This window comes from Enterovibrio gelatinilyticus (genome assembly GCF_028683095.1).
GTDB classification, from domain to species: Bacteria; Pseudomonadota; Gammaproteobacteria; order Enterobacterales; family Vibrionaceae; genus Enterovibrio; species Enterovibrio gelatinilyticus.
In genome coordinates, this window is the sequence record NZ_JAJUBC010000008.1 from 141,615 (window position 1) to 157,932 (window position 16,318).

Consider the following 16,318-nt stretch of genomic DNA (forward strand, 5'->3'; position numbering starts at 1 on the left):
ATGAGCAACTATAAATTTATGGGCTATCGCCGCGAGAATGGCCGTGTTGGTGTACGTAACCATGTCATCATTCTGCCATTGGACGATTTGTCGAACGCAGCATGTGAAGCCGTTGCCAACAACATTAAAGGCACGATGGCCATTCCACACCCATACGGTCGCCTTCAGTTTGGGGAAGATTTAGAGCTTCACTTCCGCACCTTGATTGGTACAGGTTGTAACCCGAACGTAGCAGCCGTGGTTGTTATTGGTATTGAACCTGAGTGGACAGCACGCGTTGTTGAAGGAATTGCAGCTTCTGGTAAGCCAGTTCAAGGCTTTGCAATCGAGCAAAACGGCGACATCAACACCATTGCTTCTGCTTCACGTGTTGCGAAAGATTACGTTCAAGCCGCCAGTGAAATCACCCGTGAAGAGTGTGATGTTAGTGAGCTATGGATCTCCATGAAGTGTGGTGAGTCTGATACCACATCAGGTCTAGCCGCTAACCCAACCGTGGGCAACCTGTGTGACAAACTGTCTGCACAAGGTGCAACCCTGTGTTTCGGTGAGACATCAGAACTAACAGGTGCAGAGCAAATTTGTGCGACGCGAGCTGTTTCACCTGAAATCGGTGAGAAGTTCTTGAACACATGGCAAGCGTACATGGATGAGGTTATCGAGCCACACAAAACCTCTGACTTGTCTGACAGCCAGCCAACCAAAGGGAACATCTTAGGCGGTTTAACCACCATCGAAGAGAAAGCGTTCGGTAACTACCAGAAAATTGGTAAACACACCCAGTTCGTTGATGTGTTGACGCCCGCTGAGCGCCCAGCAGCAGGTCCAGGTCTGTACTTCATGGACACCTCTTCTGCTGCTGCAGAGTGTGTGACCTTGCAAGCCGCAGCAGGTTTTGCCGTTCACCTCTTCCCTACGGGTCAAGGTAACGTTATCGGTAACCCGATTGTGCCTGTTATCAAGATCACTGCGAACCCACGTACCGTGCGTACCATGGGCGAGCACATCGATGTTGATGTATCTGGCATTCTTGCTCGCGAATTGAACATGGATTCAGCGGGTGATGCGCTGATCGACATGACACTTCGTACAGCAAACGGCCGTTACACGGCAGCGGAATCTCTTGGTCACCGTGAATTCGTACTGACTAAGCTTTACCGAAGCGCATAAGCGTTCCCGTAGTGCATAAGCCTTCGGCTTAAATCGCACAGTGAGTATGACGCTGGGGTAACCCAGCGTCTCTTTTCTTCCGTTTTTTTACACCGGAGACGGACATGCCTGTGTACATCAACCCAACAGATGCCAAAGCGCTCATCGTCCAAGCACTGGAAAACGTCGGTGTGACGTCACCCAATGCAACCTCAGTCGCACATGCTCTCATTCAGGCAGAAATTGACGGACAGCCCGGTCATGGTTTGGCTCGTCTTGCCGCCTACATTGATCAGGTGACTTGCGGCAAAGTCATTGGAGATGCAGTTCCCAAAGTCGAAACGCCAAAGCCGAGTGTTTGTAAAATCAACGCAGAGCTAGGCTTTGCTTTCCCAGCCATGGATAAGTTGGTCAGCTTGCTACCTGCGATGGCGAAAGCACAAGGCATTGCGCTAGGTACGGTTTATCGTTCTCATCATTTCGGCCAAGCAGGTTATCACGCTGAGCGTATTGCCAAACAAGGCTGTATTGCCCTGATCTTCTCTAACAGTCCAAGCGCCATTGCGCCATGGGGTGGTAATACAGCAATATTTGGCACCAATCCGATTGCATTTTCTTGCCCTCGACAGGGCGTTCCCCCGCTCGTGATAGACATGAGCCTAAGTAAAGTGGCACGAGGAAAAGTGCTACTTGCGCGGAAAAAAGACGCCCCAATCCCAGAAGGTTGGGCCATTGATTCCCAAGGCAACCCGACCACCGATGCTAATGCCGCCATCGCAGGATCGATGCTTCCTATTGGTGATGCAAAAGGTGCAGCGTTAGCACTCATGGTTGAAATACTGTCAGCAACGCTCACGGGGGCGCTTTACGGTTACGAAGCCTCCAACTTCTTTGATACCGAAGGAGGTCCACCCGCGATAGGACATTCAGTGATCGCCATTGATCCCTCTGTTTCTGGAACATTCATTGCACCATTGTTTGCGGAAAGGCTAGAAGCCTTGTTTTCCACGATGTGCGAGCAAGATGGTGTCCGTTTGCCCGGAGAGCGACGTTTACGCCAACGTGATCGAGTACTCGAAAAAGGGCTAGCTCTAACAGACGCTGCATTCAAAGAGTTAAATGATTTAGCCCACCCTAAGAAATCACTATAAAAACAAATACTATTAATAACATGGAGCGTTATTCATGACATCAACCACCAAGCAGCGCCTTCCAAATTGGCAGACCATAAGCCAAAGCTGTCGTTCACTGGCACCCGGACTACTGCTTTCTGTCACTGTTGCTGCGGCGGCGACATTTCTTTCTGCGCATTATGGTGCACCTCAAATGCTGTTTGCCCTGTTACTGGGCATTGCTTTTCACTTTCTGGCTAATGATTCAAAATGCCAACCGGGTATTGAATTTGCTTCCAAAAAAGTCCTCCGCTTTGGCGTCGCCTTATTAGGGCTGCGCATTACCATGGAAGAGATGACCTCACTCGGTTGGGAAATGCTAGTCTGGGTGGCTTGTGGTATCGCGCTCACTATCACCATTGGTATGTTGGTCGCTAAAATACTTGGGCGACGCGTACAATTTGGCGTGCTAACAGGTGGCTCTGTCGCCATATGTGGCGCATCGGCGGCACTCGCGATTTCCGCGGTTCTTCCCAAACATCAATACAGTGAACGAAACACCCTGTTTACCGTTATCGCGGTGACCGCTTTTAGTACCATCGCCATGGTGATTTACCCGATCTTCGTCAACATATTGGGCTTCGATGACCGACTCGCAGGTATCTTCATCGGCGGAACCATTCACGATGTCGCGCAAGTGGTAGGTGCTGGTTATTCCATTTCCCCGCAAGCCGGCGAGTTTGCCACTATCACCAAGCTGTTACGTGTTGCTCTCCTTGTACCCGTCATATTGGTCATTTCTCTGTATTTTCGTAGCCACCCGGAACAAACGGGCGGGAAATCAGACATTCCATTACTGCCATTCTTCGTTATCGGCTTTTGTATTTGTGTCGCCATTAACAGTGCCCATATCTTGCCTGAAACGGTGACAAGTACTCTGTCTGGGCTGTCTTCATGGTGTCTGGTTGCTGCGGTTGCTGCGTTGGGCATCAAAACCTCAGTGAAAAAACTTTTCACCATAGGTTATGAACCCATCCTGATGGTGGTCATTGAAACTGCTGCTATTGCAACATGGGTATTGATAGGAATTTATTGGCTCGGCTAATACGTACTCATTCTTAGAAGGATTGTCTGGCGCTACCCATACGTGGCGCTTCAGGCAATCTTCCTTTCTCGCCCTTCTTTCTATCTCTTCCCGTCATTCAGGCTGTTACTACTGTAGGCACTTATCGCGCCATTTTCAGAGCTGAGAGCTAGGATCTTCCCTTTCCATATGACCCCTCTCTATATAAATTTTTGTTATCAATAATATAATTATTGATAATTTTTAAGGAACAAAAGTTCTCCCTATACTCTCTCCATCGAAACAAATTACGAGTACTAACGTAAAACAATACGCGTACCTATTATCAGAATTACTAGAGAGTAACGTCATGAAAATGAATCACGTAGGCATTATGGTCGGCAACATGGACAAAGCGGTTGAGTTTTACACCAACGCACTGGGTCTTAGCATTGTCATGGGTAACACCAAAGTCATTGAAGAACGCGAAACCGCGATTGGTCGAATGTGTATTGCAGTATTTGGTGACGGTTTTAAGGGCTTCAACATCGCGCATCTTGTCACCACTGATGGGATTGGCGTTGAGCTATTCGAAATGAAAGAGCGCCAAGAGCGTCATGTTGTTGATTTCACACGTTTAGGTATTTTCCACTTCTGTTTACAAACAGACGATTTCCACGGCGTGATCGAGAAAGTCAAAGCATTTGGCGGTAAAGTCCGTATGGATATCATGCGTTACCACCCAGAGGACGACAGCAAGCAAGCGAAAATGGTGTATTTGGAAGACCCGTTTGGCAACCTGTTCGAGCTTTACTCTCACACTTACGAAGAAACATACGCAACAGATTACGAGTAATGGCTAGATAGGAAAAAGCCCCTTGAGAGATTCTCATGGGGCTTTTTCTACTGAGGGCTTAATACTTTGGTTTCAAATCTTGGTTTCAAATCTTGGTTTCAAATCTAGATAAATCTACAGGTTGAACCTAAGTTTATTCCTGTGCTTACAGCGAGCGTTTCACATTCTTTTTTATCGTCGCCATCAAGTCTTCAGGATTAGAATAGGCGTAGTAGTTCACCACCACCTTTTTTTCTCCTGCGGTAATCACTATTGAAAAATCATTCGACTTAGAGTCAGTCACGTCCGTCCAATGAATTTTTGTTTTCCCTTTCGAAATAAACGCATCATTCACGACAGTATTCTTTGAATCAAACGCCCAAAACAACACTACAAAAATGGCGATAAACGCCATTACGCCAAAGAGTAAGGCTTTCAAGGCGCTTACGTGTTCATCAGCAAACACAAGTTGTAGGTTAAACACAGCAAAAGCAACACCGACCATCACAATGACAAATGACAATGGCTTGTTGAGCACCGCCACATTTTCCGTTTCGCTGGTCACTTTTTCACGCAATTCCAATGTTCACTCCTTAAATCGTCTACACCACGTTTTGTAACAAGAGATCACCACAAATAATCCCTTTTTTCCATGCAAATGCCTATTCCAACTCCAATGGCACGAGGATCGGGCAGTCACACCAATCAAAATGCCCAAGCGGCCTGAACAATCAAAAGGCAGCTACCATATTCAGTCGGTTTGGGTCTCAAGTGAGACTAAACGGAAACATACCACTAGGCAACGCTTGTCTGATACTGAGAATGTTAGCAAGTATGTTACTTAAAATTCATCAACCTATCATGCCTGCCAAACTACACAGCACACAGATTCCTTCCTACACTCTTAACATTGATACAAATAACGCTAGGACGGATAAAACTGTGCTTGAAACGTGGATGCAGAAATTTGAGAACTACGCTCTGATAAAAAAACTAACCGTCATTCTTTGCCTTATCGGCCTCGTGCCCACCGTCATTACTGCCGCCATTGGCCTATACAGCTCTTGGGCTTCCATGGAAGCCGAGAAAAGTGATGCACTCCAAGCCATTGCGCATTTAAAAGGTGATGCGATTGAGAGCTACTTTGATAACAGCCATCGCGTTGTCCTAAGCATTGCACAAAGCCCGATGACACTGGCCGCAGCCCCTGCCTTCAATAATACCTTTACCCTTTATGGTGATTCTCTGCCGCAACAATTTTCCGACATCCAGCGTTTCTATCGAAAAGATTTTCTATCTAAATTTGAGTCCCATGCTAACAACTTGCCTGATGTTGAGGCTGTGGCTGACAACCTCAGCCCAAAAGCTTTGGCGTTTCAACATAACTATATCGTGAATAATCCAAACCCATTAGGCGAAAAAGATCTTATGCGCCAAGGGGGGAATCAAGAGTACGACTTTGCTCACCGCCGTTTTCATTCCGACTTTAGAAACTATGCCAATGACTTTGGTTTCTACGATATTTTTTTGGTCGACATAGCCACAGCGAATGTTGTCTACTCCGTCTATAAAGAAATTGATTACGCGACGAACTTAGACAATGGCCCCTTCGCCGATTCAGGGTTAAGCCAGGCCTTTTCAATGGTACGGAATCAAGTGTCTTCTGGAGAATCCGTGGATACGGTATTCGTTGACTACCAGCAGTATTTCCCTTCCTACAATGCACCGGCAAGTTTTATTGCTGCACCTGTTTATGATAATGGCATCGCCATTTCCGTCATCGTTGTGCAACTGGCAACCGATCAAATTTCTGCCGTCATGAGTAAAGATTATGGGCTTGGGGAGACCGGAGAATCTTTCATTATTGGCTCAGATAAGCGCTTACGATCAGACACCTTCCATAATGAATCACTGACGGTAGACGGTTCTTTCAAAAACAACCTCACCCTCGACACTGACTCTATCAATGCCGCACTCGGCAGCCAAACAAAAGAGCCTGATGCCGCTCTTCACGGCGACAACTATCAAGGAGAATCGACACTTACACTCTATCAAAAAGTGGCTATTTCACCCGATATTGAATGGCTCGTTGTCGTAGAGCAAAGTGAAAGTGAAGCGCTCTCAGCGGTGAATACATTAAAAATCATCTACCTTTTTGTTGTCATTATCATGATTTCTTTAGTGTTATTCACCGCCAAAACATTTGGGCTACGGATCTCTCGGCCCATACAAGATTTATCTGCCTTTATTCTTTCCCTGCGTCAGCATTGGAATTTCTCTAGCCGCGCCGAAGTGCACAGCAAAGACGAGACAGGCCAAGCGGCGGAAGCGCTCAACACCATGCTTGCCTCACTCAATGGCGCTGTAGGTTGTATATCGGACACCATGAGTGGTTTGTCTCAAGGGGATTTTTCACAGCGTGTCGACACGGATATGGCGGGCGATCTTCTCGTGTTGAAACAAAGTATCAATCAGTTTGCTCACAAAATCGAAATCTCCGTCAAAGATATTGGAAACGTCATGGCGAAGATCGAACAGGGTGATTTTAAAAGCCGCGTGGTAGTCGACGCTCAGGGGCAACTGGCCACACTAAAAAATCAGGTTAACAGCTCAGCTGCGACCACCGCTGCGTTTATTGACGACGCAAAAATGGTCATGGGGGCATTGGAAGTGGGTGACTATAACCGCAGAATAACCGCCCCAGCGGCTGGCGACTTAGCCTCCCTTAAAGAGTCTATTAACCAGTCCATCGACAATACTGAAGGGATCATCGTTAATATCTGCGACGTCATGGCGTCCATGAGTGAAGGGAAATTTGGCCAAACCGTCGCGCTAAACGCCCATGGAAAAATGAACGAAATGAAAGTGGCAGTCAATGGCGCCTCCACAACCACTGGTTCAGTGTTTAACAACATCGTTTCAGTGATGGAAGAAGTATCGAGCGGAAATCTATCAGCACGTTGTAATACACACAACGTATCAGGCGACTTACTGCAATTGGCCACGTCGGTAAACCAATCAGCAGAAAACATTGAGCATGTTCTCACTCACACCCGAGAAGTACTCGATAAATTAGCGCAAGGTAACCTAAAGGACAGCTTTTCACTCGAAGTAAACGGTGACTACCAAACACTCAAATCCGGTATTAACCAAACCATCATGAGTTTGGCAGACATGGTTCATGAAATTCAAGGCACGGCATCTACCGTCACGCACCAATCTGAAGAAACCTCAGCCGAAGTATTAGGACTCAATCAGCAAATCGACACACAGGTGAAGCACCTCAAGGATGTTTCTACACTCATGCGAGCCATGCGCAGCAATATTGATGAAGCCCTCGATCATGCCAATGTCTCTGTCACGGTTTCTCAAAAAGCTCTCGACCATGCAAAAGAGAGTGAAGTGTTAGTTAAACAAATTGATGCCGCCATGATGTCAATAACGGACTCGAGTCGTAAGATGCAACAAATCATCAGTACGATTGAAGGCATTGCCTTTCAAACCAACTTACTCGCTCTCAATGCCAGCGTAGAAGCGGCGCGAGCTGGTGAACAGGGACGCGGATTTTCTGTAGTAGCCGCGGAGGTGCGCAACCTAGCTCAGCGTAGCGCTGAAGCCGCTAAAGAGATTTCGGCTCTGATTATTGAATCCGATGAACGCATTGTTCTCGGCGTCGAACAAGTGAGTTTATCCGGCGATTTGCTCAATAAAATCACCCACTCAAACAATGAGGTTTGTGCTAACTTCGACCGCGTTAACATCTCGATCAAAGCGCAGTTTGAGAGAGTTAATGATGCCTCACAAGGCGTTGAAGGTGTCGGTGATAGCATTCAACAAAGCGCACAAACACTGCACCGGATTAACGACAACATGGACGGCGTAAGCGGACAAGCAGAAAGCCTTAATGTCATGATTGGACGGTTTAAGTATTGAGCTAGGGACAGTGATTGATGGCCGAAAAAAGCACTGGGTGATTCACTATCACTCAGTGCTTTTTTGAAGCCTAGACCATGATTTTACAACGTTTCGCTTATTTTCTATCTCGCATATTTGCTATCTCGTATATTTGCAATCTCGCCTGATTGCTAGGAAGACAGCGAGAAAATCGTCCCTTAAGCGAGCGTCTTCGCCAAGAATCGCGTCAGAGCTGCGTTCACCAACTCAGGTTGTTCAAGGTTACTGATATGCCCAGCTTTTGGGATCAACACAAACTCACTTCCATCTATCGCATCATGCAATAACATAGACTCAAGCGGCGGACGGGGTTTGTCTTCTGCACCAACCACAATAAGCGTTGGCAACGTGAGCTTTTCAATGTCATCAAAGGTATCGCGGCGATCAAACACCATTCGACCAACCTGCACAATCGCTTTTGCTTTCTCTCCCGACAGCGCAGATAACATCTCTTTAAATCCAGCAACGAGTTCAGGGTTTTCTTGCTCGGCGTCATTAGCAAAAAACAGTGGCGTGATGGCATCGATCATTGGCGGAGGCACCATTTCTAACTGCTCAATGGTATCGAACATGGCCACGTATTTTGCCTTTGCGACTTCGGGTTCATATCCAACGAATGTATCCATTAACACCAATGCGTTCACTCGGGTTGGGGCTTTAAGCACTAATTCTGTTCCCCACATTCCGCCCACTGACAAACCCACCAGCGCGAATTGTTCTACGTCTAGCGAGTCCATCAAGCTCAGCACATCGTTGGCATAGTCAATTAACGTAGTGGTTGAATCAGGAGCGGCGTCAGATTGTCCGTGAGCCCAAAGGTCAGGCACAATGCAACGGTATTGCTTACTCAGAGCGTCAATCTGAGGTTTCCACATGGCGCTGTCCCACAAGTAGCTGTGTCCAAACAACACAACAGGACCATCACCCACATCTAAATACGACATGTTTCTGCCGTTTATCTGAATCTTATGCATTTTATATCCCTGCTAATTATTTCGTGTACACCGAAACTTCCGGAAGTAGGCGGGTAAAACACCCTCAACGCTGACAATATTGCCCACATTGGCACGTTCAAGTGAACGTCACCAGTTCGACATTTTATCTGGCTTCATTGTCTAAGCAAATTGTCTGCGTTGAGTCTGAGAGACTCCATGGGGATGAACCGCTCATCAATTCCCACGCCATAATTCTTCCTTTCACCATGTACGGTATAAAGATTTTGGGGTCGCTCTTAAACCATTAAGTCCAAGATAGTAAACGTTCATCACTGCAAACTTATGATTTTGCAGACATGCATGAACTCTACCACGTAACGCCCTAATTCCTTATAAATCTGTCACTGCTAGACACTAAAATAGCCCTTGATTAAACATGAAATTTCTATGATTCAAAGACAACTCAGTGAGTGGTTAGCAGACAAGAAAACGGGGGCTTAGACGCCTCAAGCAGTATTGTAAAAGCATCCTCGCGGCTCGAATATACTCAATCGACCAGAACATGCCCATTCAGAGTGGTCTCAACGATGGAATATTAATGCGAGCAGACAGAATGTGACTTATAGAGCATTGTGTAGTTTCACTCAAAACCACTATTTGTTCGTTGCGAAAAAGAATCACGCCTGTGATAACCAGGTCTAACAAAAAATAACTGACCACTGTAGGTCTCATTGTCGCAACGTAAGCCTGAATGAGTTTATGTTATGGTTTCACTCACGTTGATAAGGTCATATGCATTCCAGAATACAACATCATTCAAAGTGTCATCTGGATGGCTAATAAGCTTTCTATTTAATTATTTTTATTCCTTAAAAATATGATTACTCCACTTACGAAATATATTCATTGGTTTACTGAGATGGTATTTAATGGACAATGATTCAAGTTTTAATCGAATGGATTCTGATAGTTTTTACCTGCTAGAAGATATTTTACCTGCCGCGCAAGCGGGAGATTCAGAGGCACAGTTTAACGTCGGTCATATCTATGAGTCAGGAGAAGAAACACCACAAGACTATGAGTTAGCTGCATATTGGTATGCGCAATCCGCGAATCAGAATCACCCTTCCGCTCAATTCGCATTAGGCCAGTTGTTTCATCAAGGCAAGGGTGTTGAAAAGAACCCACAGACCGTTTTGCTCTGGACACGAAAGGCTGCCGATCAAGATCTACCAGCAGCTCAAGCTTTTCTCGGCTATTTGATCATGAGAGGCCTAGGTGTTGAAGTAGACGAAGCAGAGGCTTCAAAGTGGTTTTGCAAAGCAGCATTGCAAGGCGATGCGTATGCACAAGATTCATTGGCAAGATGTTATGAGCATGGCCTAGGGTGTGATCAAAATATTGATGAAGCATTATATTGGTTTGATTGCGCAATAAATCAATCTTATTGCCCTTCAATGATGAGATTGGCCACTATCTATCGCTATGGATTGGGCGTAGAAGAATCTTTAGAAAAGGCGTTCTATTGGTATGAACAAGCTGCGAAATTAGATGATGAAGATGGCTTATTGGCCTTAGCCGATTGCTATGCCTACGGAATTGGTGTTGAAGAAAACGAACCGTATGCCTTCGAAATAATCCGACGACTTGCAAATGAAAACCATCTCGAGTTCATGTTACAACTTGGCCTTTATTACCGTCAGGGCATTGGTGTCGAGCAAAACACCCACCAGGCGCTTGAATGGCTTCATAAAGCTGCCAGTCAAAACCATATTAACGCGATATTTCATATTGGGTATACCTACAGCCAAGGAATAGGTATTGATGTTAATGAAACGATAGCCTGCGAGTGGTATTTGAAAGCAGCTGAGATGGGTCACAGCTGGGGGCAATTTAATCTCGGTTTGAACTTTAGCAGAGGCCTAGGGTTAGCTCAGAGTGATGAGCAAGCAACACACTGGTATCGCCTATCCGCCAAACAAGGGAATAGTTGGGCACAGCACAATCTAGGTTGTGCCTACTTAGAGGGTAAAGGCGTTGAAGCTAGTAGCTATTTGGCTCATTTGTGGTTACGACGCTCCGCAGAGCAAGGGTACCCTGAAGGTCAATATAGCCTGGCGCAGTTCTATTCTAGTCAGCCCGACAGCGAAGACCATGACGAAGCCGCCCTATTTTGGTGGACCGAATCAGCCAAGCAAGGCAATAGAAGTGCACAATATGCACTAGGATTTTATTTCGCAAATCGCGATGATGCAGAGAAAGACCACCTATCGGCTGCACATTGGTATCAATTAGCCGCTGACCAAGAATGCAAATCTGCACTCAATAACCTTGGTGTACTCTATCGAAACGGTTCAGGTGTCGAACAAGATACCACCAAGGGGCGTGCTTTATTCCAGCAGGCGGCGGAGCTTGGCAACTCAATTGCTGCATGCAATCTAGGTAACGCTTTCGAAACAGGCCTAGGCGGTGAAAAAAATCTAGAAAAAGCGAAACATTGGTATCAATTCGCTTTAGATCAAGGCCATTTACCCGCGGCTGCAGACTTGGCTAAGTTATATTTTCATGATCTAGATGATATCGAGACATCCAACAGTTTGCTTCCTAAAGCGGTCGAGTCCGGTGACTTATGGTCCTACAACCGACTGGGGGTGATTCTGCTCAATGGTGATGGGCTCACCAAAGACCCCGAGCGAGCATTAACATTGATTCAATATGCTGCAGAGAAAGAATATCAACACGCACAACGTAACTTAGGTCATTGCTATTATAATGGCGATGTTATTGATCAAGATATACATCAAGCCGTGCATTGGTATGAAAAATCCGCAAAGCAAGGCAACTTAAAATCGCAGCTCATGTTAGTGCAAATCTATCGTGATGATGAACAACTTCGCGATCCTCAATTGGAATTATATTGGTGCAAATTAGCCGCTGATTTAGGCGATATTGATAGTCAATTTAACTTAGGCATCGCGTATCATAACGGTTCAAATGTCGAAGCTAATCTTGAACAAGCTATACATTGGTTTTCGAAGGCTGCAAAACAAGATGATATGGAAGCCCAGTTTAAACTCGCTTGCCTGTATCTAGATGAAGAGCACGTTGCCAACCCTGATTTGGGGAGTAAATGGCTGACACTTTCTGCAAACCATGGCTTCGCCAAAGCTCAACTCAGACTAGCACTTGAATACTTAGATGATGAAACGCCAGCATATGATCTTGATTTGGCGATTCGATGGCTAAAAACCTCTGCGGAAAACGACCATTTGCCTGCGCAAATCACACTAGGGGAGCTTCTGCTCGATTCAGAATGTGATGCATTTGACCCTGAGGCTGGGTTTTCATGGATAGAGCTCGCAGCCTCCAATGGCAACGCCAGAGCACAATTTCTTTTAGGCTGTTATTTTGAGGATGGTGAGCACTGTGATCAGGATGAATCAAAAAGCTATCAATGGTTTTTAACCAGTTCTCAAAATAATTATGTGGACGCTCATCTAGCGCTCATTAAGTGCTATTTGCAAGGCATTGGCACAGAGCAAGATAATGAAAAAGCGTTTGCTTGCGCACACGAAGCCGCAAACCAAGGTAGTGAAGCAGGCCAGTACATTTTAGGCCGATTTTATGATTCAGGCCTTCACGTAGAGCAAGATATGGACCAAGCCATATATTGGTATCAACTGGCCGCTGAGCAAGGATATCAAAAAGCGAATGAGCACTTGCAGGCTTTACTTGAACCCGATATAAAATGACGCTGGCTTTTATCAAAAAGAAGTCTTGTCCGTTTCGTATTGCAATGACCAAATATGGTGCCAAATAGACGACAAACGCGTTGGCACCATATTGCTGCCATTAAACATAAATGGGCAAGATGCCGCGGTCTTTCACTTTCCTTATCGCTAACTGGGTATGTATGTCTTTCACATTCTGTAGGCATTGTAGCTTGCGAGTAAATTGCTCGTAGCCAATCAAATCTTTGGCGACCACCTCCAGCAAATAATCGTATGTGCCGGATACCACGTGGCAACTCACCACTTCCGGCATATCTCCTATTGCTTGCTCAAAGTCATCCACAGACGTGACTTGATGGTTGTTCAAACTCACTTCAACAAACATGGTCATGGCAATGCCAATTTTGTCGCGAGACAGTGAGGCATGGTAACCCGCAACAATGTTATCTTTCTCAAGGCGCTTAATACGTCGCGCACACGGTGACGCTGACAGGCCTACCAAATCCGCTAACTCTGCCGTTGTTAAACGAGCATCTTTCTGCATCAAGTCCAACAGCTGCTTATCAATACGATCCATTTCCCACGCGCCGATTTCCATTAATAATTAAGATAATAATAGCGGATTCCATCAATACATACTGATAACAAGCGCAAGATTGCCTCCAAACACCCAAAGGGTTGCCAGATAATAGTCCCTTCAGATAATGAGAAGGAATGGACCCATTCATGTCAGCAGAACAGCCCTTATCAGCGAACCCGACACTAGCGGATTCTCCAGCATCGACTCACGCCATACCAAGTGCCCGCCAATCATCAAAACGCCGAGTCACTGGCTACCTTGCTATGTCTATCACCTTGCTGCTTTGGGCGGGTTTTTTTCTATCACTGAAAGGGGGTGCGAATGCTGATTTTCTTCCAGCAGATCTCGCCTTAATGCGATTCCTTGTGCCTGCGGTACTCCTTTCCCCTTTTGTCTATAAAGCGCGTTACGAGATTGCAGCTATTCCGTTTAAGTATTTACTCTGTATGTTTGTTGGCAGCGGTCTGCCCTATTTGCTCGTGGCAAGTTCAGCGATGCAGTATGTGCCCGTTTCTCATGGTAGCGCCCTCGTACCAGGTACATTACCGCTGTTTGTGACCGCAATTGCCGTGGTGGTGTTTAGGCAACCGCTAAGTGCTCATCGCGTAGCTGGACTCATCGCCATTGCTATTGGAACTGCATTGTTTCTGGCAACCAGCATCGGCGAGAACTACGATTGGGTTCAATCAAAAGGGCACATTTTGTTTCTGGTGGGTAGTGCAATGTGGGCAACGTTTACTATTTGTGCACGTGTCGCTAACCTAAATGCGCTCGCGTGTTCAGGGATATTGGCCATCCTTTCTTGCTTGGTGCTCGTTGTCGCTATTTGGGTTGGCTGGCTGCCCAGCGTATTGAACGATACGCCGATGGTGAATTGGCCCTGGAAAGCGGTACTTAGTCATACCTTTTTACAGGGAGTAGGTGCTGGGATTATTGCATCGTGTACCTATTTATACGCGGTAAAGCGCTTGGGGGCTGAGAGAAGTGCGGCGTTTGGCAGTGCAACACCTGTGGTTGCCACGCTGCTCGCTATTCCTATCTTCGGTGAACAACCAGACATAATGACAGCCGTCGCGCTAATCTTCGTGTGCTTGGGAAGTGTGGTCGCGAGTAACATCTTCTTGAAGCAAGATGCATCAATGCGCTACCAGCCTCCCTCGCATCAGAAACAATGTGGCTAACGGCACAGCCGAGATGCCAAAATTATTCCAAAATGCGTTTGACCTGCCTTTAGGTTTAGGATTTAGGGTTGATGATGGATTAAAACACTAAGACGGGTACTTTCAATGCTAACCGTTGCATGCTCGACAAAGAAATCATGCTGACGCATTACACAAATGAAGAGTTGTTTTCGAACGAAACTCGGCTGCGCTTTATTTCACCGGACCTCACTCAAATTCCAAATAAAGCCGCTATCGAACAACACGGATTCCCTGATTTAAAAAGCACCTCGATAACGTGATGCCACCCGCACTCAGGGTTTCCATGTCTACATTAAAATACTACGGTGTTGAATGAGTTAAACGCTCTGCTTCTCTTTCGCTTGCTGTTTAGCAAGCTGCTTTTCCCTCACTTTCACCCGATTCTTGATGCCCATTTTCTCACCGGATTTGATCATGAAATAACTCACAACTGTCATGATCAAAAGGAAAGCAAAACCGATCCACAAGAACACACTGCCGAACTCAGCGGTCAGATCCGCCAATGTAAACTCATAAAACCGCATTATTCCGGCAACATATAACAAGCTCGCACCCGTCCAAACCATCACAGCAAGCCAGCGCGTTCTGGAAACCATCAAAACTTCGTTTTTATGACCAAAATAAAAGCCTGTCAACATGGTCGGAATCACTGTCGAAAGCACACCGGAGTTTGGCATGACTACGCCCAAGATCTCCTCGATGAACAAAATGGCGACCCCCAGCAACACAGAGATAAGGCATAAGGCGAGAGAGACTTGCCAAAGCTTGGGCTCTTTTGTGTTGTTTTGAATGTTTGCTGTGTGTTCACTTGCTGTCATGGAAACGTCCTTATATAGCCATGTTATCTGACGGTGGTATGTCATTGTTATGATGATTGAATACTCAACATATTAAATCACTGCTTACCGGCGATAAGAGACTCATTTATAGGAACACGACAAGTGGCAGTATCGTTTTCGAGGGAATTCAAGCATTGAGTGAGGCGTTGCAACCGTTTCGACGTGGAATTTAGCGCTTGGTCAGCAAGGGCGTTAGGGTCCAAATAAGAGAGAATAAACGGACGGTTCAGTGCACCTCTTTTCAATTCGGATGGCCACCAAACAAAATAGGCTCATCATTCTTTTTCCATTTGGGGTGACTAACCATCACCTTCGAGAAGGTTGGGTCATTGTAGTGATTGATTAACCACGCTCGTAAACGAGGGAACGGTGCTTGCGCGTACCACCGTTTATCCACGCGCGAAAATTGGCGAATAAATGGCAACATAGCGTAATCAACTAAGCTGGGCTGCTCTCCCATGATGTAGGCATGCTCAGAAAGTTTTTGCTCGATGGGCGCCAACCACTCACAGCACTTATCACGACACTCTGTTTTGTTATTATCATGATAACGAGAAGCCGCGCGGTACCTTTGCAATGCACCAACAAACTCAACGTCGTGGCGTTGAATCAACTCACGCATAGCGGGTAGCTGTTCACTGTCATGAGAATACAGCAGGTTATTTGGATCAGATTGGGTCAACGCCCATATCATCACATCAAGGCTTTCATCTATCACGGTTCCATCACCAAGGTCTAACACGGGAACCGTCCCTTTTGGCGAGATAGCTAGCATGTCATCTGGCTTATTGTTCATATCGATATCACGCAAAATCACGGCTTGTCCCGCGTGCAAAATGGCAAGTCGGCTGCGCATCGCATACGGGCATTGTCTCAGTGAATACAGAATAGGCACGGTCATAATGACTAGCTTAACAA

The 16,318-nt window shown here is 46.1% G+C and carries 12 protein-coding genes; 7 read left to right on the plus strand and 5 right to left on the minus strand.

The window, feature by feature from the left end; genetic code table 11:
• The 4 genes from LRP50_RS09135 (at window position 1) to LRP50_RS09150 (ending at window position 4,180) form a co-directional block, all read left to right on the plus strand.
• Window positions 1-1,170 carry a UxaA family hydrolase gene (locus LRP50_RS09135; RefSeq protein WP_274164149.1) on the plus strand — a complete coding sequence of 390 codons (1,170 nt, stop codon included), beginning with the start codon at window positions 1-3 and terminating at the stop codon, window positions 1,168-1,170.
• Window positions 1,171-1,274: 104 nt separating this feature from the next.
• Window positions 1,275-2,300 carry an Ldh family oxidoreductase gene (locus LRP50_RS09140; RefSeq protein ID WP_274164150.1) on the plus strand — a complete coding sequence of 342 codons (1,026 nt, stop codon included), beginning with the start codon at window positions 1,275-1,277 and terminating at the stop codon, window positions 2,298-2,300.
• Window positions 2,301-2,334: 34 nt separating this feature from the next.
• On the plus strand, window positions 2,335-3,366 hold the full coding sequence (locus tag LRP50_RS09145; RefSeq protein WP_274164151.1) for a YeiH family protein: 1,032 nt from the start codon (window positions 2,335-2,337) through the stop codon (window positions 3,364-3,366).
• Window positions 3,367-3,694: 328 nt separating this feature from the next.
• The gene (locus LRP50_RS09150) at window positions 3,695-4,180 is read left to right on the plus strand and encodes a VOC family protein (RefSeq protein WP_274164152.1); all 486 of its coding nucleotides are present in this window, start codon (window positions 3,695-3,697) and stop codon (window positions 4,178-4,180) included.
• Window positions 4,181-4,325: 145 nt separating this feature from the next.
• Here the strand turns inward: LRP50_RS09150 and LRP50_RS09155 are convergent, their stop codons facing one another.
• On the minus strand, window positions 4,326-4,742 hold the full coding sequence (locus LRP50_RS09155; protein WP_274164153.1) for a hypothetical protein: 417 nt from the start codon (window positions 4,740-4,742) through the stop codon (window positions 4,326-4,328).
• Window positions 4,743-5,101: 359 nt separating this feature from the next.
• Between LRP50_RS09155 and LRP50_RS09160 the strand changes: the two genes are divergently transcribed.
• A complete protein-coding gene (locus LRP50_RS09160; protein WP_274164154.1) occupies window positions 5,102-8,092 on the plus strand; it encodes a methyl-accepting chemotaxis protein in 2,991 nt (996 codons plus the stop codon).
• 179 nt (window positions 8,093-8,271) lie between these two features.
• On the opposite strand, the gene LRP50_RS09165 is transcribed toward LRP50_RS09160, so the two are convergent.
• The gene (locus tag LRP50_RS09165) at window positions 8,272-9,087 is read right to left on the minus strand and encodes an alpha/beta fold hydrolase (protein ID WP_274164155.1); all 816 of its coding nucleotides are present in this window, start codon (window positions 9,085-9,087) and stop codon (window positions 8,272-8,274) included.
• Window positions 9,088-9,977: 890 nt separating this feature from the next.
• Between LRP50_RS09165 and LRP50_RS09170 the strand changes: the two genes are divergently transcribed.
• Entirely contained in the window at window positions 9,978-12,800 is a 2,823-nt protein-coding gene (locus LRP50_RS09170; RefSeq protein WP_274164156.1) for an SEL1-like repeat protein, read from the plus strand.
• Between the two features lie 100 nt (window positions 12,801-12,900).
• Here the strand turns inward: LRP50_RS09170 and LRP50_RS09175 are convergent, their stop codons facing one another.
• The gene (locus LRP50_RS09175; RefSeq protein WP_274164157.1) at window positions 12,901-13,356 is read right to left on the minus strand and encodes an Lrp/AsnC family transcriptional regulator; all 456 of its coding nucleotides are present in this window, start codon (window positions 13,354-13,356) and stop codon (window positions 12,901-12,903) included.
• A 149-nt stretch (window positions 13,357-13,505) separates the two neighbouring features.
• On the opposite strand from LRP50_RS09175, the gene LRP50_RS09180 reads away from it, so the two are divergent.
• Window positions 13,506-14,540, plus strand: a complete 1,035-nt coding sequence (locus LRP50_RS09180) for a DMT family transporter (protein WP_274164158.1) — start codon at window positions 13,506-13,508, stop codon at window positions 14,538-14,540.
• 338 nt (window positions 14,541-14,878) lie between these two features.
• Here the strand turns inward: LRP50_RS09180 and LRP50_RS09185 are convergent, their stop codons facing one another.
• Entirely contained in the window at window positions 14,879-15,379 is a 501-nt protein-coding gene (locus LRP50_RS09185) for an ABZJ_00895 family protein (protein ID WP_274164159.1), read from the minus strand.
• A 262-nt stretch (window positions 15,380-15,641) separates the two neighbouring features.
• On the minus strand, window positions 15,642-16,301 hold the full coding sequence (locus tag LRP50_RS09190) for a glutathione S-transferase (protein WP_274164160.1): 660 nt from the start codon (window positions 16,299-16,301) through the stop codon (window positions 15,642-15,644).
• Window positions 16,302-16,318: the final 17 nt, after the last annotated feature.

Coding starts and splice junctions, on each gene's coding strand:
- LRP50_RS09165 (WP_274164155.1), bottom strand. CDS start 9,087: ATGCATAAGATTCAGATAAACGGCAGAAACATGTCGTATTTAGATGTG.
- LRP50_RS09150 (WP_274164152.1), top strand. CDS start 3,695: ATGAAAATGAATCACGTAGGCATTATGGTCGGCAACATGGACAAAGCG.
- LRP50_RS09170 (WP_274164156.1), top strand. CDS start 9,978: ATGGACAATGATTCAAGTTTTAATCGAATGGATTCTGATAGTTTTTAC.
- LRP50_RS09180 (WP_274164158.1), top strand. CDS start 13,506: ATGTCAGCAGAACAGCCCTTATCAGCGAACCCGACACTAGCGGATTCT.
- LRP50_RS09140 (WP_274164150.1), top strand. CDS start 1,275: ATGCCTGTGTACATCAACCCAACAGATGCCAAAGCGCTCATCGTCCAA.
- LRP50_RS09185 (WP_274164159.1), bottom strand. CDS start 15,379: ATGACAGCAAGTGAACACACAGCAAACATTCAAAACAACACAAAAGAG.
- LRP50_RS09135 (WP_274164149.1), top strand. CDS start 1: ATGAGCAACTATAAATTTATGGGCTATCGCCGCGAGAATGGCCGTGTT.
- LRP50_RS09190 (WP_274164160.1), bottom strand. CDS start 16,301: ATGACCGTGCCTATTCTGTATTCACTGAGACAATGCCCGTATGCGATG.
- LRP50_RS09145 (WP_274164151.1), top strand. CDS start 2,335: ATGACATCAACCACCAAGCAGCGCCTTCCAAATTGGCAGACCATAAGC.
- LRP50_RS09175 (WP_274164157.1), bottom strand. CDS start 13,356: ATGGATCGTATTGATAAGCAGCTGTTGGACTTGATGCAGAAAGATGCT.